Origin of the sequence: Rhizobium phaseoli (assembly GCF_003985125.1) — a bacterium.
Classification (GTDB): domain Bacteria; phylum Pseudomonadota; class Alphaproteobacteria; order Rhizobiales; family Rhizobiaceae; genus Rhizobium; species Rhizobium phaseoli.
The window spans coordinates 98,671-123,325 of record NZ_ML133582.1 but is presented as its reverse complement, the minus strand read 5'-3'; the positions used below and the strand labels follow the sequence as shown (position 1 = coordinate 123,325).

22 protein-coding genes and 1 tRNA gene are annotated in these 24,655 nt (G+C 61.4%); 11 read left to right on the top strand and 12 right to left on the bottom strand.

Annotation, left to right across the window (positions count from 1 at the left end):
* Nucleotides 1–89: 89 nt before the first annotated feature.
* From acpS to rpoZ, 5 genes are all read right to left on the bottom strand, one after another.
* The gene (gene acpS / locus EFD56_RS24400) at nt 90–494 is read right to left on the bottom strand and encodes a holo-ACP synthase (protein ID WP_004675052.1); all 405 of its coding nucleotides are present in this window, start codon (nt 492–494) and stop codon (nt 90–92) included.
* 38 nt (nt 495–532) lie between these two features.
* Entirely contained in the window at nt 533–1,123 is a 591-nt protein-coding gene (locus EFD56_RS24395) for a DUF2062 domain-containing protein (protein ID WP_126906520.1), read from the bottom strand.
* 155 nt (nt 1,124–1,278) lie between these two features.
* Nucleotides 1,279–1,428 (bottom strand): DUF3563 family protein, encoded by a 150-nt coding sequence (locus EFD56_RS24390; protein ID WP_004675049.1) that lies wholly within the window; start codon nt 1,426–1,428, stop codon nt 1,279–1,281.
* A gap of 185 nt (nt 1,429–1,613) precedes the next feature.
* Complete coding sequence (locus tag EFD56_RS24385; RefSeq protein WP_126906519.1) at nt 1,614–3,848, bottom strand: RelA/SpoT family protein; 2,235 nt, start codon at nt 3,846–3,848, stop codon at nt 1,614–1,616.
* Between the two features lie 142 nt (nt 3,849–3,990).
* Complete coding sequence (gene rpoZ, locus EFD56_RS24380; protein WP_003574261.1) at nt 3,991–4,395, bottom strand: DNA-directed RNA polymerase subunit omega; 405 nt, start codon at nt 4,393–4,395, stop codon at nt 3,991–3,993.
* A gap of 299 nt (nt 4,396–4,694) precedes the next feature.
* Here rpoZ and EFD56_RS24375 point away from each other — a divergent pair, with 299 nt between their 5' ends.
* Nucleotides 4,695–5,276: a LabA-like NYN domain-containing protein gene (locus EFD56_RS24375; RefSeq protein WP_004675045.1), complete on the top strand. Its 582-nt coding sequence runs from the start codon at nt 4,695–4,697 to the stop codon at nt 5,274–5,276.
* A gap of 39 nt (nt 5,277–5,315) precedes the next feature.
* Here EFD56_RS24375 and smpB read toward each other — a convergent pair whose 3' ends face one another.
* Both smpB and dapA read right to left on the bottom strand, forming a co-directional pair.
* Nucleotides 5,316–5,795, bottom strand: coding sequence for an SsrA-binding protein SmpB (smpB, locus tag EFD56_RS24370; protein ID WP_004675044.1), 480 nt, complete (start codon nt 5,793–5,795; stop codon nt 5,316–5,318).
* A gap of 95 nt (nt 5,796–5,890) precedes the next feature.
* Nucleotides 5,891–6,775: a 4-hydroxy-tetrahydrodipicolinate synthase gene (gene dapA / locus EFD56_RS24365; protein ID WP_012483258.1), complete on the bottom strand. Its 885-nt coding sequence runs from the start codon at nt 6,773–6,775 to the stop codon at nt 5,891–5,893.
* 215 nt (nt 6,776–6,990) lie between these two features.
* Here dapA and EFD56_RS24360 point away from each other — a divergent pair, with 215 nt between their 5' ends.
* On the top strand, nt 6,991–9,066 hold the full coding sequence (locus EFD56_RS24360) for a lytic transglycosylase domain-containing protein (RefSeq protein WP_126906518.1): 2,076 nt from the start codon (nt 6,991–6,993) through the stop codon (nt 9,064–9,066).
* Between the two features lie 64 nt (nt 9,067–9,130).
* Complete coding sequence (locus tag EFD56_RS24355) at nt 9,131–10,027, top strand: alpha/beta fold hydrolase (RefSeq protein WP_085742125.1); 897 nt, start codon at nt 9,131–9,133, stop codon at nt 10,025–10,027.
* Between the two features lie 182 nt (nt 10,028–10,209).
* Here EFD56_RS24355 and EFD56_RS24350 read toward each other — a convergent pair whose 3' ends face one another.
* The 4 genes from EFD56_RS24350 to EFD56_RS24335 all read right to left on the bottom strand — a co-directional run bounded on the left by EFD56_RS24350 (nt 10,210) and on the right by EFD56_RS24335 (nt 14,566).
* On the bottom strand, nt 10,210–11,229 hold the full coding sequence (locus EFD56_RS24350; RefSeq protein WP_012483255.1) for a porin: 1,020 nt from the start codon (nt 11,227–11,229) through the stop codon (nt 10,210–10,212).
* A gap of 568 nt (nt 11,230–11,797) precedes the next feature.
* Nucleotides 11,798–11,888, bottom strand: a tRNA-Ser gene (locus EFD56_RS24345).
* Between the two features lie 257 nt (nt 11,889–12,145).
* Entirely contained in the window at nt 12,146–13,363 is a 1,218-nt protein-coding gene (locus EFD56_RS24340; RefSeq protein WP_037113843.1) for an NAD(P)/FAD-dependent oxidoreductase, read from the bottom strand.
* Between the two features lie 87 nt (nt 13,364–13,450).
* Nucleotides 13,451–14,566 (bottom strand): Gfo/Idh/MocA family protein, encoded by a 1,116-nt coding sequence (locus EFD56_RS24335; protein WP_126906517.1) that lies wholly within the window; start codon nt 14,564–14,566, stop codon nt 13,451–13,453.
* A gap of 207 nt (nt 14,567–14,773) precedes the next feature.
* Between EFD56_RS24335 and EFD56_RS24330 the strand changes: the two genes are divergently transcribed.
* From EFD56_RS24330 to EFD56_RS32765, 8 genes are all read left to right on the top strand, one after another.
* Nucleotides 14,774–15,649 (top strand): MurR/RpiR family transcriptional regulator, encoded by an 876-nt coding sequence (locus EFD56_RS24330; RefSeq protein WP_037137754.1) that lies wholly within the window; start codon nt 14,774–14,776, stop codon nt 15,647–15,649.
* 92 nt (nt 15,650–15,741) lie between these two features.
* On the top strand, nt 15,742–17,676 hold the full coding sequence (locus EFD56_RS24325; RefSeq protein ID WP_064821708.1) for a bifunctional 5-dehydro-2-deoxygluconokinase/5-dehydro-2-deoxyphosphogluconate aldolase: 1,935 nt from the start codon (nt 15,742–15,744) through the stop codon (nt 17,674–17,676).
* A gap of 192 nt (nt 17,677–17,868) precedes the next feature.
* Complete coding sequence (iolD, locus tag EFD56_RS24320) at nt 17,869–19,719, top strand: 3D-(3,5/4)-trihydroxycyclohexane-1,2-dione acylhydrolase (decyclizing) (RefSeq protein WP_126906516.1); 1,851 nt, start codon at nt 17,869–17,871, stop codon at nt 19,717–19,719.
* 64 nt (nt 19,720–19,783) lie between these two features.
* Nucleotides 19,784–20,701, top strand: coding sequence for a myo-inosose-2 dehydratase (gene iolE / locus EFD56_RS24315; protein ID WP_126906515.1), 918 nt, complete (start codon nt 19,784–19,786; stop codon nt 20,699–20,701).
* A 210-nt stretch (nt 20,702–20,911) separates the two neighbouring features.
* Nucleotides 20,912–21,709, top strand: a complete 798-nt coding sequence (gene iolB / locus EFD56_RS24310; protein WP_126906514.1) for a 5-deoxy-glucuronate isomerase — start codon at nt 20,912–20,914, stop codon at nt 21,707–21,709.
* 88 nt (nt 21,710–21,797) lie between these two features.
* Entirely contained in the window at nt 21,798–22,025 is a 228-nt protein-coding gene (locus EFD56_RS24305) for a DUF1127 domain-containing protein (protein ID WP_126906513.1), read from the top strand.
* A 70-nt stretch (nt 22,026–22,095) separates the two neighbouring features.
* Complete coding sequence (locus EFD56_RS24300) at nt 22,096–22,932, top strand: helix-turn-helix transcriptional regulator (RefSeq protein WP_126906512.1); 837 nt, start codon at nt 22,096–22,098, stop codon at nt 22,930–22,932.
* A 101-nt stretch (nt 22,933–23,033) separates the two neighbouring features.
* Nucleotides 23,034–23,195, top strand: a complete 162-nt coding sequence (locus EFD56_RS32765; protein ID WP_164736865.1) for a hypothetical protein — start codon at nt 23,034–23,036, stop codon at nt 23,193–23,195.
* Between the two features lie 42 nt (nt 23,196–23,237).
* On the opposite strand, the gene EFD56_RS24295 is transcribed toward EFD56_RS32765, so the two are convergent.
* Nucleotides 23,238–24,602, bottom strand: coding sequence for an MATE family efflux transporter (locus EFD56_RS24295; protein ID WP_126906511.1), 1,365 nt, complete (start codon nt 24,600–24,602; stop codon nt 23,238–23,240).
* Nucleotides 24,603–24,655: the final 53 nt, after the last annotated feature.

Here is a 24,655-nt window from a genome sequence, read left to right as displayed (position 1 = left end):
CGATTGCGGCAATGGCGACAACGTCAAAAGCGACGAGAGGTCGCGATCAACGCTCCCCGAGGTGGCGATCAACGCCCCCGAGGTCACGATCAGAGGCTCTCGGGCAACGCCTCGATGATAACGAAGGCCTGCGCCAACGGATAATCATCGGTTATTGTCAAATGAATAGCGGCCCTGTGGCCGGCGGGCAGCATCGATTCGAGGATCACGGCGGCGCCCCCAGACAGAACCATGGTCGGCTTGCCGCTCGGCAGGTTGACGACACCCATGTCCTTCCAGAAGACACCTTGGGCAAGACCCGTGCCGAGCGCTTTGGAACAGGCTTCCTTGGCGGCGAAACGCTTGGCATAGGATTCGGCACGATTTGCCCGGCGATCGGAACGGGCGCGCTCGATTTCGGTGAAACAGCGATGGGTGAAGCGCTCACCGAAGCGCTCGATCGATTTCTCGACACGACGAATGTCGATCAGATCGCTGCCAATGCCGATGATCATGCCCGCCCCTTCCGTCGCTTAAGCATTGTGCACGGGTTTCATACGCTCGGCATGTCGCTGGCTGGCCCCGCCAGACGCAGGCGGGCCCGCTCCATCAGGCGCGAGCGGCGGCGCGTCTGAAACCCCTTCACGGTGTAGAACGTCAACACATAGAGCGCAACGGAGGTCACGGCCCCCGGCGGAAGGGCGCCGATCAGCATCGGCTCCAGCACCGGCTTCCACAATTCGGTGAAGTTCAGCTTGTGGAACAGGGCGGCAAGATCCACCGCCTGCCCCGCCAGATGATCCTCTCGGCTCAACAGCAGATGGCCGATCTCCCAGGTGATACCCCAGATGAAGGGATAGGTCAGCGGATTGCCGAAGGCGGCGCAACCGAGGGCGGCGGCCACCATGTTGCCGGAGAGGAAATAGCTGATGACGAAGGCCATGACGAAATGCACGCCGATAAACGGCGTCCACGAGACGAAGACGCCCGCAGCAACGCCGGCCGCAACCGCATGCGGCGAAGCGCTCAGGCGCAGAATGCGCATTGTCAGATAACGGATCGGGCGAAGGAAACCTTTTCGGGGCCACAGAAGCTCCCGCATCTTTTCCTTGAAGCCCGCAGGCTTGCGACGGCGAAACAACATGGCGGCTATTTAGTGCAGCGCACAGCACCGTGACAAGAGCGGCAAATGATACCACCCGAAAAACAGCCGCTCAATTCTCTCTGCAGAGCAGCGACTTCATGCCGAGGGGCGTTCGTAACGCAACGTCCCTCATTCAGCCAAGTATAAATCCGCGATTAGCGGCTGCGGAACAGACCGCGGTCGACCTGGCGCTGACGAAACTCGAGATCGATACGATCGAACGAGCCATTCAGATAGGCCATTTCACGTTCCTGGGTGGTCGGAGCGCGAAGAGCGCGAGCGATTTTCCTGATAGGGTCAAACATTTCCTTGTCTCATCTTCTGTTTACGTTTTCGACGATCAGAAGATAGTCCCGGCAAAGGTTGATTACCACCGCCGCAACATGGAGACAGCCATGCACTCAGTGCATACATTGCCACTTCAATGCGCGACGTCGCTCTTGAAACGGTCATAAAATGTGCAAACTCTCAATCAGATCCTAGCAAAGGCTTACTCGTAGAGACGCCGGACCGTGGCGATGCAGTCGAGTTCCTTCATCTGGGCGAGCAGCTGATTGAGCTGACGCAGATCCCAAACCTCGACCTCGAGCATCATTTCGGTGAAATCGGCCGCCACCCTTACGGTGTTCAGCAGGCGGATATTGACGTCAAGGCTTGCAACTGTCTGGGCGACCTTGGCAAGCGTGCCGGGCTCGTTCAATCCGTTCACCATGATGCGCGCCATGAAACGCGACTTGTTGGCTTCGTCGAGGTCCCAGCGGACGTCGATCCAACGGTCGGGCTGATCATCGAAGCGCTGCAGGCTCGGCGACTGGATCGGATAGATGGTGATACCCTTGCTCTGGTCCATGATGCCGACGATGCGGTCGCCGGGCACGGCGCCGGTGGAGGCGAACTTGACGTCGACATTGCCGGACAGACCGCGGATCGGGCCGATATCGACATCGGCATCGAGTTCGGAATGGCTGCCATCGGCCCCGGCCTTGGTCTTGCCGGGGATCTTGAAGATCATGCCGGCGGCGCTGCGGACGTTGAACCAGCCGTCGTCGCCGGAAGGCTTGACGGTGACGCGCTCGTCCTGATGGTCGGGATAGACGGCGCGCAACACATCGAGCGAAGACATCTCGCCGCGACCGACGGCGGCGATCGCATCCTCGACATCCTTCTGGCCGAGACGGTGCAGCGCCGGCTTCATCGCCTCGCGCGAGAAGATCTTGCCGGCTCTGTTGAAGGTGCGCTCGAGAATGCGGTGACCGAGGCCGGCATATTGCTTGCGGATCGCCATGCGGGTGGCGCGGCGGATGGCGGCGCGCGCCTTGCCGGTGACGACGATCTCCTCCCAGGCGGCCGGCGGAACCTGCACGCCGGAGCGGATGATCTCGACTTCGTCGCCATTTGCCAGCCGCGTCACCAGCGGCATGATGCGGCCGTTGATCTTGGCGCCGACCGTGGTGTCGCCGATATTGGTGTGCACCGCATAGGCGAAGTCGATCGGCGTGGCGCCGCGCGGCAGCGCAATGAGCTTGCCCTTCGGCGTGAAGCAGAAGACCTGATCCTGGAAAAGCTCGAGCTTGGTGTGCTCGAGGAATTCTTCCGGGCTGTCGCCTTCGGCGAGCGCCTCGATCGTGTGGCGCAGCCAGGAATAGGCATTGGATTCACGCGAAAGGATGTCGCCGTCGGCATTGCTGGCGCCGTCCTTGTAGAGCGTATGAGCGGCGATGCCGAATTCGGCGATCTCGTGCATGCGCTTGGTGCGGATCTGCAGTTCGATGCGCTGGCTGGAGGGACCGACGATGGTGGTGTGCAACGAGCGGTAGTCGTTCTGCTTCGGCGTCGAGATATAGTCCTTGAAGCGGCCGGGCACGACGCGCCAGCGCGTATGGACGATACCGAGCGCACGATAGCAGGAGGGAATGTCCTCGACGATCAGACGGAAGCCGTAGACATCGGAAAGCTGCTCGAAGGACAGCGACTTCGACTGCATCTTGCGGAAGACCGAATAGGGCTTCTTCTGCCGGCCCTTGACATAGGCGCTGGTCAGGCCGCTGGCGACCAGCAGGTCGCGCAACTCTGCCTCGATCTTCTTGACGATCCCCTCGTTGCGCTTGGAGAGCTCTTCCAGCCTTTTCGTGACGGTTTCGTAGGCCTCCGGATTCATGTGCCGGAAGGAAAGCTCTTCCAGTTCCTCGCGCATGTCCTGCATGCCCATGCGGCCGGCAAGCGGCGCATAGATTTCCATCGTCTCCTCGGAGATGCGGGCCCGCTTGTCGGCCGACATGTGATCGAGGGTGCGCATATTGTGCAGGCGATCAGCAAGCTTGACGAGCAGCACGCGCACATCGTCAGAAATGGCGAGCAGCAGCTTGCGCAGGTTCTCCGCCTGCTTGGCCTTCTTGGTGACGAGATCGAGCTTCTTGATCTTCGTCAGGCCCTCGACCAGACGGCCGATATCCTCGCCGAAGAGTTCATCGATCTCGGCCCGCGTCGCCGTCGTATCCTCGATCGTGTCGTGCAGAAGAGCAACCGCGATCGTCGATTCATCGAGATGCATGTCGGTGAGGATGGCGGCGACCTCGAGCGGGTGGGAAATATAGGGATCGCCGCTCGCGCGCTTTTGCTGGCCATGTTTCTGCATGGCGTAGACATAGGCCTTGTTCAGCAGTGCTTCATTGGCATCGGGCTTGTATTGCTGAACCCGCTCCACGAGCTCGTACTGCCGCATCATTCCAAAGCCACTCCGACAAAAATAAAAGCGCGCCAATCAACGATTGGCGCACACATGGGCAATAATATGCCTAAGCAATAAAGGCGCAAGATTGACGATTGGTAATCGTCGCTCTTTTCCGGATCGGATCCGGCCGTAGCGCTTAATAATCGTCGCTCTTTTCCGGCGGCACCAGGCCCTCGATGCCGGCAAGCAGCTCTTCTTCCGACATCTGGTCGAAGGTAATCGTCTCCGGCAGGTCGTCCTGCTCCTCGCTGTCGGCGGCGGCAACACCGCCGGCGGCGATCATGCTGGCCGGATCGGGCTCGGGCTCGTCGACTTCGACATGCTTCTGCAGCGAATGGATCAGATCTTCCTTGAGATCGTCGGGCGAAAGCGTCTCGTCGGCGATTTCGCGCAGGGCAACGACAGGGTTCTTGTCATTGTCGCGATCGATGGTGATCGAGGCACCCTGGGAAATCAGCCGGGCGCGGTGGCTGGCGAGCAGAACCAGCTCGAAGCGGTTCTCTACCTTGTCAATGCAATCTTCAACTGTGACACGGGCCATTGCCTGTCCTTTACGGTCGTCATTTCGGGATTAGCACGCCCGATACAATTAAAACCGGGCAAATACAAGTTTTTCGTTCCGGCTCCCCTCGTCTTTATCCGGGGCTGAGCTAAATTTCCATGGGGAATGTCACAATTCCACCGAAGGTTGCTTGGAATATGACGAATCGTGCCCTAAATCTCTCTTATATGAACACTTATTAAAGTAAGGATGAAATCAAAAATCACAATAAGCCATTGTTTTTATTGAAATTTGACGCCATCCGAATTTCGATTTCTCTCATTAGGAATTGGTAAGCGATGTTTGACCCACGCGAAAAAATTGCACTCTTTATTGACGGCGCCAACCTCTACGCTGCATCCAAGAGCCTCGGTTTCGACATAGATTACCGCAAGCTGTTGAAAGCATTCCAGAAACGTGGCTACCTCCTGCGCGCCTATTATTATACGGCGCTGATCGAGGATCAGGAATATTCATCGATCCGTCCTCTGATCGACTGGCTCGATTACAACGGCTACAAAGTCGTCACCAAGCCTGCCAAGGAATTCACCGATTCCATGGGCCGACGGAAGATCAAGGGCAACATGGACATCGAGCTTGCGATCGACGCCATGGAGCAATCCGAAACCGTCGACCATCTCGTCATCTTCTCCGGCGACGGCGACTTCACCAACCTGGTCGAGGCGCTGCAGCGCAGAGGCCGCAAGGTCTCGGTGATCTCGACGATGGCGACCCAGCCGCCGATGATCGCCGACGACCTGCGCCGCCAGGCCGATCATTTCATCGATCTGTTGTCTCTGAAGGCTGAGATCGGTCGCGACCCATCGGAACGGACGCCGCGTCCGGCCGAAGTCGCTCCGGCCAGCGATTTCGAAAACTGATCGAAAACGCCGCGAGCCGATCAGCTGCGGCATGGTCGCTCAGCCATTATCCTTCAACAGGCGGCTCTTCTGGCGGTTCCAATCGCGCTCCTTCTCGGATTCGCGCTTGTCGTGCAGCTTCTTGCCCTTGGCGAGCGCCAGTTCCATCTTCGCCCGACCCCGATCGTTGAAATAGATCTTCAGCGGCACTAGCGTCATGCCTTCGCGGTTGACGGCTGAGCGCAGGCGATGAATCTCGCGGCCCGACAGCAAGAGCTTGCGGCGCCGGCGCGGTTCGTGGTTGAAACGGTTCGCCTGCAGATATTCCGGCAGGTAGGAATTGATCAGCCAGATCTCGCCGTCCTCGTCCGATGCGTAGGATTCAGCGATATTGGCCTTGCCTTCGCGCAGCGACTTCACCTCCGTGCCCTTCAGCACGAGACCTGCCTCGTAGGTGTCGATGATCTCGTAGTTGAAGCGGGCCTTGCGGTTTTCGGCCACGACCTTGTTCACCACGCGCTGGCTGCCTTTGGGGGCCATGACGATATTCCCTTCGAGGCGCGCGAAAAGCGCGCCCTCCTTGCTTGCCCTTTATGTAAGGGAACGATCCGGCCTTGTGAAGACGGCCGGCCTCGTCAGTTGAGCAGCCCTGCGTGACGCATGGCAGCGTCGATCGCTGCTTCGGTTGCCGGTTCCAGCGTCGACAGCAACGGCGAGCGGACGTTGCGGCTCATGCGGCCGAGCTTGGAGAGGCCGTATTTGGCGCCGCAGAGTCCGGGTTCAAGGAAGATCGCCTTGTGCAGTGGCATCAGCCGGTCCTGATATTCCAGCGCACGGGCGTATTCGCCGGCCAGCGTTGCCGCCTGAAAATCGGCGCAGAGGCGCGGGGCGACATTGGCCGTCACCGAGATGCAGCCGACTCCGCCATGGGCGTTGAAGCCGAGCGCCGTCGCGTCCTCGCCGGACAATTGCCGGAAGTCCTTGCCGCAGGTGATGCGCTGCTCGGAGACGCGCTCGATCTTGCCCGTCGCATCCTTGACGCCGACGATATTGCTGTGTGCCTTGACAAGCGCGCCCATCGTTTCCGGCGTCATGTCGACCACCGAACGGCCGGGGATGTTGTAAATATAGATCGGCAGCGCGACGGCCTCGGCGATCGCGGAAAAATGCGCGATCAGCCCCTTCTGCGTCGGCTTGTTGTAATAGGGCGTGACCACCAGCACGGCGTCGGCCCCGACCTTTTCGGCATGCTGGGCAAGCTCGATCGCCTCACGCGTATTGTTCGATCCGGCGCCGGCCATGACGGGAACGCGTTTTGCGGCCACTTCGATGCAAAGTTCCACTACCCGCTTGTGTTCGGCATGCGACAGCGTCGGCGATTCGCCTGTCGTACCGACCGGAACGAGACCGCCGCTGCCTTCCTTGATCTGCCAGTCGACATGGGCGGCGAAGCTGTTTTCGTCGATCAGTCCGGCATCGGTGAAGGGGGTAACGAGGGCGGGAATGGACCCATTGAACATGCGAAGCTCCTCACGACCAAATCCTTGCTTCGGCCGCATTCCATGACTAAGAGTTGCGCACCATAGAGCGCCGAAATCATCGCGACAAGCGCGGAGAGTTCGGTTTAGGGCAAATTCCGATAGCAGATGTGAATGAATTTTACCTGGTAGCGTAAGGTTTCGTTAAGATGCCTCCAGCCAAATGGGTAGGGCGTGTTTTCGTTGCGAGATCCCGGATGAAGAAAGCTGTCCTGATTCTGACCGCCTTCGGCTTTGTTGCCGCCGCGTGGCGCAGCGTAGCGTCGCCGCTTGCCGGCGAAAACCTTCCGACGGCTGACATCAAGCCGATCGGCTTCGTTCCCGAGACATCGATACCGGAAGCGCTGACCACCGGCGCCATCCCGCGCAATCCGGCCGTCGCGCCTGTCGCCAGTGATCTGAAAACCGGCCTCGACGCGCTGACCGCCAAGAATCCGCAACAGGCCCTGTCGATCCGCGACAGCATGCGGGAGGGGACGCTCGACCGCCATATTCTCACCTGGGCGATCGCCGTGTCCGGATTGAAGGGCGTTCCCTCCTATGAGATCGCCAGTGCAGCGCAGGAGCTCAAGGGATGGCCCGGCCTTTCGCGGCTGCGCGCCTATTCCGAACGGGCGCTCTACGATGAAAACCCCGCCCCATCCTCCGTGCTAGCCGCTTTCGGCGATACCGCGCCCGAGACCATGCAGGGCGCCGTCATTCTCGGGCGGGCACTGGTTGCGTCAGGCAAGCAGGCGCAGGCAGCCAAATATATCCGCAAGCTCTGGCGCTCGGAGGCGCTCGACAAGCCGACCGAAGACAAGATCCTCGTCGAATTTTCCGCCCTGCTGACGCCGGCCGATCATAAGGCGCGGATGGACTACCTGATGTATCGCGGCCGGGTGGCGCAGGCCAAGCGGTTCGGCGATATGGGTGAGGCGCAATCGCTCTACAAGGCCTGGGCTGCCGTCGATGCCAAGGTTGCCAATGCCGGCGCCCTCATCAATAGTGTCGACGCGAGATGGCGCGGCGATGCCGGCCTGCTGTTCGCCCGCATCGAATATCTGCGCAAGCAGGACAAATATGCCGAGGCGGCAGCGCTTCTTGAGAAGATGCCGCGCGAAGCCGGCGAACTCGTCAATTCCGGCGAATGGTGGAACGAGCAGCGGATCGTCAGCCGCGGTCTCGTCGATCAGGGGCAATTCAAACCGGCCTATCGCATCGTTGCAAACTACGCGGCAACCAGCCCGACCGACATCGTCGAAGCCGAGTTCCATGCCGGCTGGTATGCGTTGCGCGGCCTGCAGGACCCGACAACGGCGGAAAGACATTTCCGCAAGATTCTGGCGACGTCGAACGGACCGATCTCGGTGTCGCGCGCCTGGTATTGGCTCGGGCGGGCGGCCGAGGCCGGCGGCCCCGGCAATTCAGGCGAATTCTACGGCAAGGCCGCGAATTTTCCCGGCACCTTCTACGGCCAGCTCGCGGCCGAAAAGCTGGGGCGGAAGACGCTCAATGTCACCTATCCCTCGCCGAGCACAACCGACCGCCAGAACTTTCAGGCGCGCGAAGCCGTGCAGGCGATCACCCGGCTCGAGGCGGCAGGTCACGGATGGCGCGCCGACATTCTCTATCTCGCGCTTGCCGACCAGCTGCAGAGCCCGGGGGAGCTGGCGATCCTCGCCGCACAGGCCGAGCAATCGGGCAATCACCATCTGTCGCTGCAGATCGGCAAGATCGCCTATGGCCGCGGCATCGACGTCGCAGCGCTTGCCTTTCCCGTCGGGGTGATCCCGGCGAATGCCAATATATCAGGCTCCGGCAAGGCGCTCGCCTATGCCATCGCCCGGCAGGAAAGCGCCTTCAACCCGGCCGCCGTTTCGGCAGCGAATGCGCGCGGTCTGCTGCAGCTTCTGCCCGGCACGGCCCAGGCGGTGGCCAAGCGCCACAACATCACTTTTTCGAAGGACAAGCTGACCGCCGATGCCGGCTACAACGCAACGCTTGGCGCGCATTATCTCGGCGAGCAGATCGAGGCCTTCGGCGGCTCCTATATCCTCACCTTCATCGCCTATAATGCCGGGCCGAAGCGGGTGCCGGAATGGATCGGCCGCTACGGCGATCCACGCGGCCGGTCGATCGACGAGATCGTCGACTGGATCGAGCGCATCCCCTTCCCCGAGACCCGCAACTACGTGCAGCGGGTGATGGAGAATTACGAAGTCTACAAGGCTCGCCTCGGCCAGCCGACGGATATCGAGCGCGATTTGATCGGCGGACGCAGCGCCTCCTGAAGCCGTTTGGCGCGGCTTCAAAAGCAGGCTACATCTTCGGGCTCAGACGGGCCTTGAGGATGCGATGACGGACATGGCTACAGGTGGTTTCCAGGAACGATATTATTCTTCTGCCGATGGGCTGACGCTTTATGCCCGCGACTACCAGCCGGAGGGCGCGGCAACCGCCGGACGACTACCGGTGATCTGCCTGCCCGGCCTGACCCGCAATAGCCGGGATTTTCATCCGCTTGCGCTGCTTCTCCGCCGCGACGAGACAGCTCCCCGCCGGGTGATCACGCTCGATTCGCGCGGGCGCGGAAATTCCGCATGGGACGAGAACAAGGCCAATTACAATCTCGCCGTCGAAACCGCCGACGTCATTGCCGCCTGCGCGGCATTCGGCGTCGAGCGGGCGATTTTCATCGGCACATCGCGGGGCGGGCTGATCCTGCATTTGATCGCAGCGACACGGCCGGACCTTCTCGAAGCCGTGATCCTGAACGACATCGGCCCTGTAATCGAGGCCGGAGGGCTGGCACTCATTCGCGACTACCTGAACAGTGGCAGGAAGCCGGCCGACTGGAAGGAGGCGACCGATACACTGCAGGAGAATCACGGTGCTTCGTTTACCGCCCTTGCTGAGGAAGACTGGCGCGAGATGGCATTTGCGATTTACCGCGACATTGGTGGGAAGCCGGCCGCCGACTTCGATCCAGCGATTGCGGAGGCGCTGAGATCAATCGATTTCAGTCAGCCTCTGCCCGATCTCTGGGAGCAATTCGAAAACCTGAGCCGCTTGCCGCTGATGCTGATCCGCGGTGAAAATTCACCGCTGCTTTCGCGGGAGACCGTGGAGGAAATGGCGCGACGGCATGCCGGATTGATACTTCAGACGGCCGGAGGGCAAGGCCATGCGCCCCTCCTCCATCTCGGCAATATCCCCACGGCAATTCGAGCCTTTGTCTCCGGCTGCCGATAAACTGTCGACAGCGCAAAGCTTTCAGATTTCATTCCCACCGTTTTAAGTCGCTTAGGCATCCAAACCGCTGCGCGCTTTTGCGCTACGAACCTTGCGTGCTGCCGCCGGGAGAACACAACCGCCCAATACAAAAAGCCCGGCTCGAGAGCCGGGCTTTCCTGATTGACCGAAGCCAGATCAGATTAGAACGAACGCTGCAGGCGGAAGTAGCCCGTCGTGGAGTCGTCGCCATCATCCGGATCGAGGTACTGAACCGAAGCCTTGGCGTAGAAGTTGTCGACGATCTGGTAATCAACCGTCAGACCGACCTTCCAGGCATCGTTGTCCGAGAAGTCAGCATCGGTCGTCGGGTTAACTACGCCGTAGTTGCCGTAGTACTGAACGCCGGGGGTGATCTTCAGCTTGTCGGTTGCCTTGATCGCATATTCGGCAGCGACAGCCCACTCAGCCGCGTTGTAGTAGGCGTTCGGGCCAGTGGAGTAGACGGCAGCGAGGCCGAGCGTACCGGGGCCGATTTCAACCGTACCCATTGCGCGAACGGCGCCTTCTTCGTTGTCAACGTCGTAACCAGCGGTGATCTGGTAGCTGAAGGCACCAGCCTTGCCACCGAGACCGACTGCAACGCCGACATTGTTCGGGGTTTCGCCGTCATAGAACGGGCCGTCTTCCAGTTCGTCGACGCTGATGCCAGCGTAGAAGTCACCGGTTTCGTACTGATAACGGATCGAGTTATGCAGCGTGACCGGAGAACCGATATCGTCGGTTTCGCCCGAGAGGCCATCGTCCCACCAGCTGTAGAACAGACCGGCGCGGAAGCCCGCGACGTCGAGGTAAGCGGAGTCGAGCTTGGCTTCCTGGTCGGTGGCGTTGTCAGCATTGAACTGCATGACGATGACGCCGGTCAGCGGACCGTACTCGGTGTCGCTCTTGGCCGTGAACTGAACCTGACCGCGGGTGACGGCATCCCAGTCCGAATCGCCGCCGACATCTTCGCCAACGTTGACCTGGAAACGGATGTAGCCTTCGATCTTGAGGCAGGTTTCGGTGCCGGGGATGTAGAAGTAGCCGGTGCCGTAAGCGTCGCAGACGCGAACATATTCAACCGGTTCCGGCTCGGCAGCAACGATAGCGTCAGCAGCCTGAGCACCGGAAACTACTGCGAGAGCAGCAGCGGAGCCGAGAAGAAGGCTCTTGATGTTCATAAATGACCTCCAATTCAAAGTTTCGATCGGGTTTGGGATCTTTCGCTGAGCAGCGTTCCCTGCCCCATCCCCGTGTTTCAAGAAGTGGACGATCCGTCGCCCTTGCTTCCGAGGGTGAAAATACAAGACGGCGGCCGTCACGCAATCACCAACTTGCTCCAATGAGGGGTTTGAAGGCGCCTTCCCCGCATTCTGTTGCTGAAAGGACACAAGTCGGCCAACCGGCCCCGATTTCCTTTATAGTTTGTTAAGAAAAGCGTGATTTTGCGGGCGCTTAGGCGAGCTCGACAACGCGCTGGACATGCGCATTTCGACACATTTGCGACGCTTTTCTGACGAAATCCGATTGTTGCGGGAGGCATCCGGGTCCCCGGAAGCGTAACCGGCCGTTCACCGATCCGCTTTCGCCGGCCGCCAAGGACAGAACGCGACAAGTGATTCCCGCCGGCGATTCTCTCTTTTCGCAGGGAAGAGATTTGTCGACCGCGCGACTGCGAGGCTTAGCCGACCAAGCGACCAAAATTCCCCGTCGGAGGGTAAGACACGACACGCGCTGTGGAAATCGAAATGGCGGAGAAGATGGGATTCGAACCCACGATACGCTTTTGACGTATACTCCCTTAGCAGGGGAGCGCCTTCGACCACTCGGCCACCTCTCCGGTGCGGCCTAACTATGGTGACCGGTCTGTGAATGCAAGGGTTTTTTGAGTTTTCATCAGAAGAAATGCAGCGCCCGGCATTTCGACCGAGTGGGCAACGGGGGCATTGCGCATCTCTTCAATACGAGACCACGCTCGACCGCCAAGTGCTCAGGGAGAGCACCATCGTTTTTCGAGTCCTTGTGCCTAATCGCGAAACGTATAGCGGCCATGCGGCCGCATTCGCGTCGCTGCATAGGCGATAACCGAATGCCGGCTCAGCTCAGCAGGCTTTTGAGATCGGCGGAGGGGTCGGCGAGAATCGATCGGTCGGGGTTGGTTCCGGATTCCAGCAGTTTCTTGCCGGTCACATAGGCTTTCGCGTCGTTGATCGCGTCGACGGCGATCAGCCGGCCTTCCCTGAAATACCAGACCGAATGGGCGCCTTCACGGGCGCCGGGACGCAGCAACGTATCGTCATAACCGAGATTGAAGCCGGCGATCTGCAGTTTGACGTCATATTGGTCGGACCAGAACCACGGCTTCGGTTCATATGGCTCGCTGCCGCCGGCGATGACGGCTGCCGCTGCTTCCGCCTGGTCGACGGCATTCTGTACCGATTCGAGCCGGATGCGGCCGCCTTGCCACGGCAGGGCCGCGCAATCGCCAGCCGCAAAAATCGCCGAATCGGAGGTGCGGGCGAATTCGTCGACGATGATGCCGTTGGCGACTTCGAGGCCGGCTTCCTTGGCAAGCTGATCATTCGGCACCACGCCGATGCCAACGACGACGAAATCGACGTCGATGACCGAGCCGTCGGAAAGAGCGGCGCCGGAAACACGGCCATCCCTGCCGATCAGATGTTTGAGCCCGGTCTTCTCGCGAATCACCACGTCGTGGCCTTCATGGATCCCGCGCATGATGTCGGCCGTCTCCTTTGCCGCAACGCGCTGCAGGATACGGTCGGCCATCTCGATGACGGTGACCTCAAGGCCGCGATGGCGGGCAACGGCCGCCGCCTCGAGGCCGATATAACCGCCGCCGATAATGAGGACACGGCGGCCGGGGCGCATTTCGTCGGCGAGCAGATCGGCATCGCGCTTGTCGCGGGCGACATAGACACCTTCGAGATCGCCGCCGATTGCCGCCGGCAGCCGGCGCGGCGTCGAACCGGTGGCGAGCACCAGCGTGCCGTAGTCGAGAACGGAGCCGTCCTGCAGCAAGACCTGCTTGCTATCCCGCTGGATCTGTTCGGCCCAGGTCGAAACACGAAGATCGACATCGTTGTCGGGATACCAATGCTCCGGGCGGAACAGCAGGCGGTCGAAGCTCATTTCGCCGAGCAGATATTTCTTCGAAAGCGGCGGACGCTGATAGGGCGCCACATCCTCGGCGCCGATAAGAGTGATCGGGCGCGTATCCTTCAATGCCCGCAGCTTGGCCGCCAATGCGAAACCGGCCTGCCCCGCGCCAATGATCACCACTCTATCCGTCACGATCTCACTCCCGAAACTGCGCCCGACAACCACGTCAAGGCCTATCCCCTGCCCGGAGCGCCGTCAACGGAAAGCGGCTTCTTACATTCAGCCGATTTCGATCCAGCGACGCTCGTGGAAGGACTGTGCCATGGCATGCACCGACTTCTCTATCCTGAGACCGTCTTTAAATGTCACGATCGACGACGGCTCGCCTGAAATCGCCCGGATCAGCTCGCGGCATTCGATGATCTTGAGATCATTGAAACCGAGGCCATGGCCAGGCGCCGGAATGAACCGATCATACGGCCGATGGGCGGGTGCCGCCAGTATCTTGCGAAAACCCTGTTCGGAGCCACGTCCCTCCGCCTGATAGAGCTCGAATTCGTTCATCCGCTCCTGATCGTAAAGGATCGAGCCTTTCGAGCCGTAAACCTGCAGGGCGATGCGGCCCTTGCGTCCCCAGGCGGCGCGATTGGCCATCAATACGGCGGAGATGCCGCCGCCAAGCCGCATCAGCACGTTGGCAGCGTCGTGATTTTCGACGGCACGGCGACCGCCGGCGCTGAGCGGACGGTCGGCATAGGGTTTCGCCATGTCCGTGATGACGGCCTCGACGTGGCCGAAAAGATACCAGAGCAGCGACAGCGGATGCACGGCGAAATCGTCAAGCGCCCCATAACCCGCGGCAAGCTCGCTCTTCCAATAAAAGAAGACGTCGGGATCGGCCATGAAGTCCTCGTCCATTTCGACGCGGACATGATTGACCGTCCCGATGGCGCCCTCGCCGAGGAGCGTCCTAATGTGCTGCATCACCGGGTTCTGGATATAATTATAGCCAAGGACGGCAACCTTGCCGGAGCGCTCCGCCGTTTCCAGCATGCGCTCGGCATCGGCATAGGCCGGTGCCATCGGCTTTTCGCACCAGACATGCTTGCCGGCTTCGAGGGCTGCAATCGCCATCTCGGCGTGGAAGTGATTGGGCGTGGTGACGGAAACGACGTCGACCTCCGGGTCGGCGATCAGCGCCCGCCAGTCGGCGGTTGCCTTCTCGAAGCCGAATTCGGAGGCGCGCGCTTCAGCAAGCCCGGCATTGGCTTCTGCCAGATGCACGAGCCGCGGACGCTCGACATCGCCGAACACGGTCTTCACCGCATTCCATGCCAGCGCATGGCACTTGCCCATATAACCCGTGCCGATCAAACCGATGCCAAGTGGCTTCATTTCCGTCTCCTCCAGGACTGCGCGCGGATTTTTGGAATATTTGGATCATTTTGACAAGAGACCGTTTACCGGCATTTCCGCATCCCTTCCCGGACAAACTGTTTAAAAGCCTTGAATTACAGGCGATTAAAAACAATTAGGCGTGTCGTTTGAAATCGTCTATGCTCGACAATATGGAATATTTGTTTCATCCCGTGAGCCGCAAGCATGGATAACGACCCCCAGAGGCAGGCGCGTGTGCCGCGCGATTTCGAAAGCCTGCGCAGCACCATCATCGAGCGCAAGGCTAATATGCCGAAGCGGCTGGCGCAGGTCGCTGCCTTCGCGCTCGGTAATCCCGACGAAATCGCCTTCGGCACGACGGCGAGCATCGCCGCGGCCTCCGACGTCCAGCCCTCGACGCTGGTTCGCCTGGCTCACCATCTGGGCTATGAAGGCTTTTCCGATCTGCAGAGCATCTTCCGCGAAAGGTTGCGCGACCGGACTTTGAGTTATGAAGAACGGCTCGTCACGCTGGAGCAGGCGAGCGGCGACGACGAGGACGCCAATCTGCTTTCCGGCTTTATCGCCGCGGCAAGCCAGTCGGTGAACAGGCTGGCGGCGACGGTGCAGAGTGATACGTTCACGAAAGCGGTGGACATCCTGGCCGCCGCCGAAACGATCTATCTGATCGCCAAACGGCGTTCCTACCCGCTGACGGCGCATATGACCTATGCTTTTTCCAAGCTCAACATCCGCCATCAGATCGTCGCCTCCCCGAACGGGGTCGACCCTGAAATGGTGCAGTTCGCAACGCCGAAGGATGCGGCGATCGCGGCGAGTTTCTCGCCTTACGCGGCCGACAGCCTTAGCCAGAGCCAGGAGCTTGCCGACCGCGGCGTCCCGATCATCGCCATCACCGATTCGGCCTTTTCGCCGCTTGCCGCCTGCGCCACGCACTGGTTCGAGGTGGCGGAGGCCGACTTCGCCGGCTTCCGCTCGCTGTCGGCCTCGATGGCGCTCACCATGGCGCTGCCGGTGGCCATCGCCGAGCGCCGGCGCAAGCGCCAGCACGCAAAAGCGGGAAAAGCGAAAATGGAATAAACATTCCGAATTGACAAAATATCGGAACCAATGTTTCATTATTGAAAATTCGCAGGCACTGGAAGCCGCGCAAAATCTAGCGGGAGGACATCATGGTACAATCGAATCCGGGTTCACAGCCGGAGCCGGCGCTTGATGTAATCACGATCGGCCGTTCCTCGGTCGATCTTTACGGCCAGCAGATCGGGTCACGACTGGAGGATATCGCCTCCTTCGCCAAGTCGGTCGGCGGCTGCCCATCCAACATCGCCATCGGCACGGCGCGGCTCGGCCTCAAATCCGGACTCATCACCCGCGTCGGTGACGAGCAGATGGGACGCTTCATCCGCGAGCAGGCGGCGCGCGAAGGTGTGGCGACCGACGGCATCATCACCGACAAGGAGCGGCTGACGGCGCTGGTGCTGCTGGCGGTCGAGGCCGAGGGCGTGTCGCCGATGATCTTTTATCGCTCCGACTGCGCCGACATGGCGCTCGATGAAGGCGATATCGACGAGAATTTCATTAAGTCGTCGCGCGCTGTTCTCGTGTCCGGCACGCATTTCTCCCGGCCGAATACCGAGGCCGCGCAGCGCAAGGCGATCCGCATCGCCAAGGCGAACGGCCGCAAGGTGATCTTCGACATCGACTACCGGCCGAACCTCTGGGGCCTTGCCGGCCATGCCGAAGGCTTCGAGCGCTATGTGAAATCCGATCGTGTCTCTTCGAAGATGAAGGAGACGTTGCCCGATTGCGATCTCATCGTCGGCACTGAAGAGGAAATCCTGATCGCTTCCGGCGCCGACGACGTGCTCGGCGCGCTGAAGGAGATTCGCCGCCTGACGCCGGCGACGATCGTGCTGAAGCGCGGCGCCATGGGCTGCATCGTCTATGACGGCCCGATTGCCGACGACCTCGAAGCCGGCATCGTCGGCCAGGGTTTCCCGATCGAGGTGTTCAACGTGCTCGGCGCCGGCGATGCCTTCATGTCCGGCTTCCTGCGCGGCTTCCTGCGCGACGAGCCGCTGAAGACCTGCGCCACCTGGGCCAATGCCTGCGGCGCCTTCGCCGTGTCCCGCCTGCTGTGTTCGCCGGAATATCCGACCTGGGCGGAACTCGACTACTTCCTGAAGACCGGCAGCAAACATCGGGCGCTGCGCAAGGACGAGGCAATCAACCATATCCACTGGGCATCGACCCGGCGCGGCGAAATTCCGCTGCTGATGGCGCTGGCGATCGACCACCGTTCGCAGCTCGTCAGCGTCGCCGACGAGCTCGGCGTCGGACATGAGAAGATCGTCGCCTTCAAGCGGCTGGCGGTCTCGGCGGCAGCGCGAGTTTCGGACGGCCGCGACGGCTACGGCATGCTGATCGACGAACGTTTCGGCCGCGACGCTTTCTTCGATGCGGCGACGAAGAATTTCTCCTGGATCGGCCGGCCGGTGGAACTGCCGGGCTCGAAGCCGCTGCGCTTCGAATTCAGCCAGGATATCGGCTCCCAGCTTGTGGAATGGCCGCTCGGCCATTGCATCAAGTGCCTGTGCTTCTATCATCCCGACGATCCGGCCGAATTGAAGAGCGAGCAGCAGGAGAAACTGCGCACGCTGTTCGAAGCCGCACGCAAGGTCGGCCGCGAGCTGCTGGTGGAGATCATCGCCGGCAAGAACGGACCGCTTACCGACGATACGATCGCGACCGCGCTCGAAGAGCTTTATGCGCTCGGCATCAAGCCGGACTGGTGGAAGCTGGAGCCGCAAGCTTCCGGCGAAGCCTGGAAGAAGATCGATGCCGTCATCGCCAAAAATGATCCATGGTGCCGCGGTATCGTGCTGCTCGGGCTCGAGGCGCCCGCCGAGGAGCTGATCTCCTGCTTCCAAGCGACGCTGGCGGCCCCTTCCGTGAAGGGCTTTGCCGTCGGCCGGACGATCTTTGCCGACGCGGCGCGCGCCTGGCTTTCGGGCGCCATGAACGACGAGGAAGCGATCGCCGACATGGCCGGCCGCTTCCGGCAGCTGACAGAGGCCTGGCTGAAGACGCGCGGGCTTCACTGAGAATTAAATCCCTCCCCAACCCCTCCCCACAAGGGGGAGGGACTTAACTTGAGGCATCGCCTCACGCCAAAGTGGACTCAAACGAGACGTTGCGGCGAGAGCGAAAAGAGCCCGAAGATTAGCCCCTCCCCCTTGTGGGAAAAGGTTGGGGAGGGGAAAACAGACAGAGAGTTTAAACTTCGGGAGGCCCCGATGGGCAAGACGATCCGGTTGACGATGGCGCAGGCCGTCGCGCATTTCCTCAAAAAGCAGATGACGATCGTCGACGGCAAGAAAGTGCCGATCTTCGGCGGCGTCTGGGCAATCTTCGGTCACGGCAACGTCGCCGGCATCGGCGAGGCCCTCTATCAGGTACGTGGCGAACTGACGACCTATCGCGCCCATAACGAACAGGGCATGGCGCATGCCGCGATCGCCTATGCCAAGGCGAATTTCCGCACGCGTTTCATGGCCTGCACCACCTCGATCGGTCCCGGCGCACTGAACATGGTGACGGCTGCCGGTGTGGCGCATGTCAACCGCATTCCCGTTCTCTTCCTGCCGGGCGACGTCTTCGCCAATCGCGCGCCGGATCCGGTGCTGCAGCAGATCGAGGATTTCGGCGACGGCACGGTCTCGGCCAATGACGCCTTCCGTCCGGTTTCGCGCTATTTCGACCGCATCACCCGGCCGGAGCAGATCATTTCGGCGCTGAAGCGCGCCATGCAGGTGCTGACGGACCCGTTGGATTGCGGTCCGGTGACTTTGTCGCTCTGCCAGGATGTTCAGGCGGAAGCCTTCGATTATCCGCAGAGCCTGTTTGAGGAAAAGGTCTGGACGACCCGCCGGCCGCAACCGGATGCGGATGAACTCGCCAATGCCATCGCGCTGATTAAAGCCTCGCAGAAGCCGATGATCGTTGCCGGCGGCGGCGTGCTTTATTCGCAGGCGACGAAGGAACTTGCCGCCTTTGCCGAGGCCCACGCCATTCCCGTCGTCGTCACCCAGGCCGGCAAGTCGTCGATCGACGAAACCCTGCCGCTGGCGCTCGGCTCGGTCGGCGTCACCGGCACATCGGCAGCGAATGCGATCGCCGAAGAGACGGACCTCGTCATCGCCGTCGGCACACGCTGCCAGGATTTCACCACCGGCTCCTGGGCGCTGTTCAAGAACGACAGCCTCAAGATGATCGGCCTCAATATCGCTGCCTATGACGCGGTGAAGCATGACAGCCATCCTCTTGTCGCCGATGCCCGCGAAGGGCTGAAGGCGCTGTCGGCTGGCCTTTCCGGTTGGAAGGCGCCGGCGACGCTGGCCGAAAAGGCCGCGGCTGAGAAGAAGGTGTGGATGGACGCTGCGGAAAAGGCAATGGCGACGACCAATGCCGCCCTGCCCTCCGACGCGCAGGTGATCGGCGCGGTGGTGCGCACGATCGGCGGCGAGAACACGACGCTGCTTTGCGCCGCCGGCGGCCTGCCCGGCGAATTGCACAAGCTGTGGCCGGCGACCGCGCCGGGCAGCTATCACATGGAATACGGCTTTTCCTGCATGGGTTACGAGATCGCCGGCGGCCTCGGCGCCAAGATGGCGCGTCCCGAACGGGATGTCGTCGTCATGGTCGGTGACGGCTCCTACATGATGATGAATTCGGAGATTGCGACCTCGGTGATGCTCGGCCTCAAGCTCAACATCGTCGTGCTCGACAATCGCGGCTATGGCTGCATCAACCGGCTGCAGATGGGAACAGGCGGCGCCAACTTCAACAATCTGCTGAAGGACTCCTATCATGAGGTGATGCCGGAGATCGATTTCCGCGCGCATGCCGAAAGCATGGGAGCCATCGCCGTCAAGGTCGGCTCGATCGCGGAGCTGGAGCAGGCGATCGCCAGTTCGAAGAAGAACGACCGCACCTCGGTCTTCGTTATCGATACCGACCCGCTGATCACGACGGAGGCCGGCGGCCACTGGTGGGATGTCGCGGTGCCCGAGGTCAGCCCGCGCGAAGAGGTCAATAAAGCGCGCAAGGGTTATATCGAAGCGCGCGCCGCCCAGCGCATCGGCTAAATTACTGCTGTCATTTTCCGGAGGAGCGAGGCCGCTCCTCCGCGCTATTTTCAAGGAGAATATGATGAAGGCCAAACTCGGCATGTCGCCCATCGCCTGGTGGAACGACGACCTTCCTGACCTCAGCGACGATGTGTCCCTGGAGGAATGCCTGCGGCAGTCGCGCAGCGCCGGCTTTACCGGCATGGAGCAAGGCCGCCGTTTCCCGAGCAACCCGGAAGAGATGCTACCCATTCTGCGCGCTGCCGACGTGACGCTGTGCGGCGGCTGGTTCTCCGGCACGCTTGTTGTCGAGGAGCTTGCGGCCAACAAGGACCGCATCGCGCCGATGATCGAGCTGTTCAAGGCGGTCAATGCGCCCTGCATCGTCTATGGTGAAGTCGGCCGTTCGATCCAGGGCGATCGCTCCAAGCCGCTCGCCACCAAGCCGCGCCTTGCCGACGACGAGATGAAGGCCTATGGGCGCCGTGTCACCGAGTTCGGCGAATGGTGCGCCGAGCAGGGCATGCCGCTCTCCTATCACCATCACATGGCCGCCGTCGTCGAAACCGAGCCGGAACTCGACGCCTTCATGCGCTCTTCCGGCGCAGGCATTCCGCTGCTGCTCGATGCTGGGCATCTGGCTTTTGCCGGCGGCGACGTGCTGCGTGCCATCGACAATCATTATGCCCGCATCAACCATGTCCATGTCAAGGACATCCGCAAAGCTGTGGTGGACGGGCTCGACCGCAGCCGGCAGTCCTTCCTCGACGCAGTGGCGCTCGGCGCATTCACGGTGCCGGGCGACGGTTCGCTCGATTTCGGCGCCATCGTCCAGCGTTTTGCCGACCACGGCTATGAGGGCTGGTTCGTCGTCGAAGCCGAGCAGGATCCACGCAAGGCGCCGCCGCAGAAGATGGCCGAGATCGGCCATGCGAAACTGATGCGCGTGATGACGGCGGCGGGTTATACGGTGGAAACCGAAGGTTTCCCGAAGGGATAGTGAAGCAGAACTGCTGGAGCAAGGCGCGCCCTCATCCGCCCTTCGGGCACCGACCTGGGTTGAGCCACGGGTCTCAACCCGTCCTTCGGACCCCCTATGGGGCGAAGGGGGAATAGAGACGGCACGGCACATCGCTTCTCCCCTCGGGGAGAAGGTGGCGGCAGCCGGATGAGGGGGCCGCGCCTGCTAACGTTACGAGGAGAAACACCAATGCCAAACCTCAAGGTGAAACCATCCGGCACGCATGGCCGCGTCACGCATGTCACGCCTGAAAGCGCCGGCTGGACCTATGTCGGCTTCGATCTGCATCGCTTGACGCCGGGCGAGACGGTTTCGGGAGAGACCGGCGATCGCGAAGTATGCCTCGTCTGGGTGACCGGCAAGGGCAAGGCCTCGGCCGGGACGAAGGATTTCGGCATGCTCGGCGGCCGCATGAGCCCCTTCGAAGGCGCGCCGCACGCGCTTTACATCCCGATGGAATCGACGTGGTCGGTGACGGCGGAGACCGATCTCGAGCTCGCCGTCTGCTCCGCGCCCGGCGGCGGCACCTATGAAGCGAAAGCAATTCCGCCGGGCACGCATCCGCAGGTCACGCGCGGCAAGGGTACGAATGTCCGCTACGTCAACAATATCATGCCTGAGGACGACAACTCGGCGCATTCGCTGCTCGTCGTCGAAGTGATCACGCCCGGCGGCCATACCTCCTCCTATCCGCCGCACAAGCACGACCAAGACGACCTGCCGAACGAGAGCTTCCTGGAAGAGACCTATTACCATCGCCTCAACCCGCCGCAGGGTTTCGGTTTCCAGCGCGTCTATACCGACGATCGCTCGCTCGACGAAGCGATGGCGATCGAGGACGGCGACGTGACGCTGGTGCCGAAGGGCTACCATCCCTGCGCGGCAACGCACGGCTACGATCTCTACTACCTGAATGTCATGGCGGGGCCGAAGCGGATCTGGAAATTCCACAATGCCGCCGAGCACGAATGGCTGCTGAAAGCGTAAGCGCGACTGCGAATCGCTAAATAATCTGACAGCGCCAAGCCGCCGCTGATGGTTCACTGCCTCCATCCAACAAGGATGGAGGATCATCATGCACAGCTCGAATATCACGATACCGGCCCGCAACATGCGCTCTTCGCGTCCTATGCGGCCCGGCCTCTTGCCTGCCGCAATTGCGGCCGTCCACTGGCTGGCGCGCAAGATCGGCGAAAGGCGCAACCGCAATGCGCTGATGGAACTTTCCGACGCCCAGCTGAAGGATATCGGCCTTTCCCGCGGGCAGACGGAAAGCGACGTTCACGTCTACAGCCGCATCTGAACACAGGCATCAGTTGTGATACTGTGCCGCGGGTCGCCTCGCCGGCGGCCTGTCCGGCTGGGAAAATAAGATGTCGCAGTTTTCGACAGCATTGCTCCTGAAAACGAAGACCGTCGCCATTCGTGACGTCGTCTGCAATGGCGAGTGCCGCCACAGAAGCGACGAAGAATGCGCGCACAAGACGAGCCTCGTCTATCCCTATCGCGGCGTCTTCATGCGACATGTCGGCCGCAGCGATACGGTGGCCGAGGCCAATCAGATGCTGTTCTTCAATGCCGGCCAGGGCTATCGGATCAGCCACCCGATCGAAGGCGGCGACGCCTGCATCGATCTGGCGATCGACGAATCCCTGCTCGAAGAGCTCGCGCCGCAGGACCAGGTGCAGCAAGGCCCGGCCCTTTCATTCCGCCGCCAGCGCCGGCGGATCGATCCGCGCGCGCAGGCGCTGGTCGCTCTGCTGCGTCACGGGCTCAGGCGCAACGTCGCCGAAACGCTGGAGGCGGAAACGTTGGCGCTGACGCTGGTGCGCCGTTCGCTCGGCGAACGCACATCGCATGCGGCCGGGGCCAGCGCCGGCCGGCAGAAACTCGTCGACCGGGCAAAGCTGGTGCTTTCCTCCGATCTCGCACGGCGCTGGACACTGTCGGAAATCGCCTCCGAGGTTGGCGTCTCGCCCGTTTATCTCACCCAGGTCTTCCAGCAGGTCGAGGCGACGCCGCTTTACCGCTATCAGCTGCGGCTGAGGCTGGCCCGCGCACTTGATCTGCTCGGCCAGTATGAGGATCTGACCGCCCTCGGCCTCGACCTCGGCTTTTCCAGCCACAGCCATTTCAGCGCCTCCTTCAAGCAGGCCTTCGGGCAGACGCCGGCGGAATTCCAGCGCTCGGCGCAACTACGGCGCCGGTAAGACCGACAGGAATCGCTAAAGATTTCGACAGCGCCGATGCGGCCTTCGATGATCTTATCGGCCTGTCCCGATCCGGGGACGATCAACCGGAGGAGCATCTTATGAAGAAGACCACATGCGCTGCCTGCGACTGCGAACTCGGCGCGGAGACCATCACCGTCAAGCTTGGCGGCAAGACCGTCGAGGTCTGCTGCCAGGAATGTGCCGAGGCGTTGAACGAGGCGGAAGCCGCGACAGCGGCCGCTGCGACAGGCAAGGAATAGACTGTCGGGCAAGGCCGCGCTCACCGGCGCGGCGTTGCCATCTCAGACAGGCAGAAGCCCATAGCGCCAGCCGCGACGTTTTGCGTTTTGCGACAGCACCAGCACGGCAAGAACGACCATGCCTGCCTCGGCAAAGATCGGCACCATCCATATTCCCTGCTCCCCGAAGACGAAAGGCAGCAGGAAGGTCAGCGGCAGGGTGAGCAGATAGGGCCGCGACAGGCCGAAGATCGCCGCGCGCGGCGCGTCGCCGATCGACTGGAAATAGGACGACAGGATCAGCATCTGCCCGAAGAGAAAATAGGCGCCGATCGTCCAGGGCAGAATTCGCCTGACCTCGGCGACAATGGTGGGATCGGCGACGAAGGCAGCGCCGAGGCGGCCAGCCAAAACTTCGACCGCGATCTCCACCAGGCTGCAATAGACGAACGCCGTGCCCATGGCGATCTGTAGACTGCGGCCGACGCGGAGCCCGAGGCCGGCACCGTGATTGTTGCCGGCAATCGTCTGCAACGCGATGCTGAGGCCAAGCAGCGGCAGATAGGTGAAGGTCATGATCCGGGTGATGATGCCATAGGCGGCGACCGTCGCGACGTGATCATCCGTGCCCCAGAGCGAAATGTTGACGAGAATGGCAGCGGATGCCAGCGATGTTCCGATGAAGCCGAGGCTCATCGGTGCGCCGAAGACGACGATCCCGGGCCATTCGCCAAGCGCCAATCCCCGATAAGGCCTGAGTGCCGCCGGCCGGCGCCAGCGATAAGCCAATACGGCGGCGAGACAGGCGAATTGCGAAGCGATGGAGCCCGCCGCCGAACCGAACACGCCCCAATGCATCACCGCCATGAACAGCCAGTTGGCGAAGATGTTGAGCAGCGAGGCCGACAGCGTGCCCAGCGTCATGAACCCGATTTTGCCTTCGCAGCGCAGCCCATCGAGATGCAACGACAGGAAGAAGCTCACCGGGGCGCAGGCGATCATCGTGCCCATGAACAGCAGGGCGCCGTCGGCCACGGCGGCGGCGCCGGCACCGGCGGCGACGATCTGCCGGCCGAGACTCCAATAGACGATGTTGAGAATCAGAGTGACCGCCAGCGCCAGCGTGTGGGCGCCGGCAAATACTCTGCCCGCGCCTTGGCGATCGCCGGCGCCGAGCCGGCGGGCGAGGATGCTCGCCATGCCGTTCGACACGAGCGATTGCAGAGCGATCAGCAGCATCAGCCCTGGGAAGATGAGACTGACTGCGGAGAGCGCCTCGGGTCCGACATAGGCGCCGAGGAAATAAGCGTCGACGACGGTGAAGAGGCCGTTGAGCGTGGTGATCGCGACGATCGGCGCCGCCGTTCTGACAAAGACGCCCGGCAGCCAGCCGGTGAGAAAGGCATTGCCTCGGGAAAGATCGGTCATGAAGAAATCCGTGTGATATTGGCGAGTCCGATCCGGGTTGAAATCATTCGGAT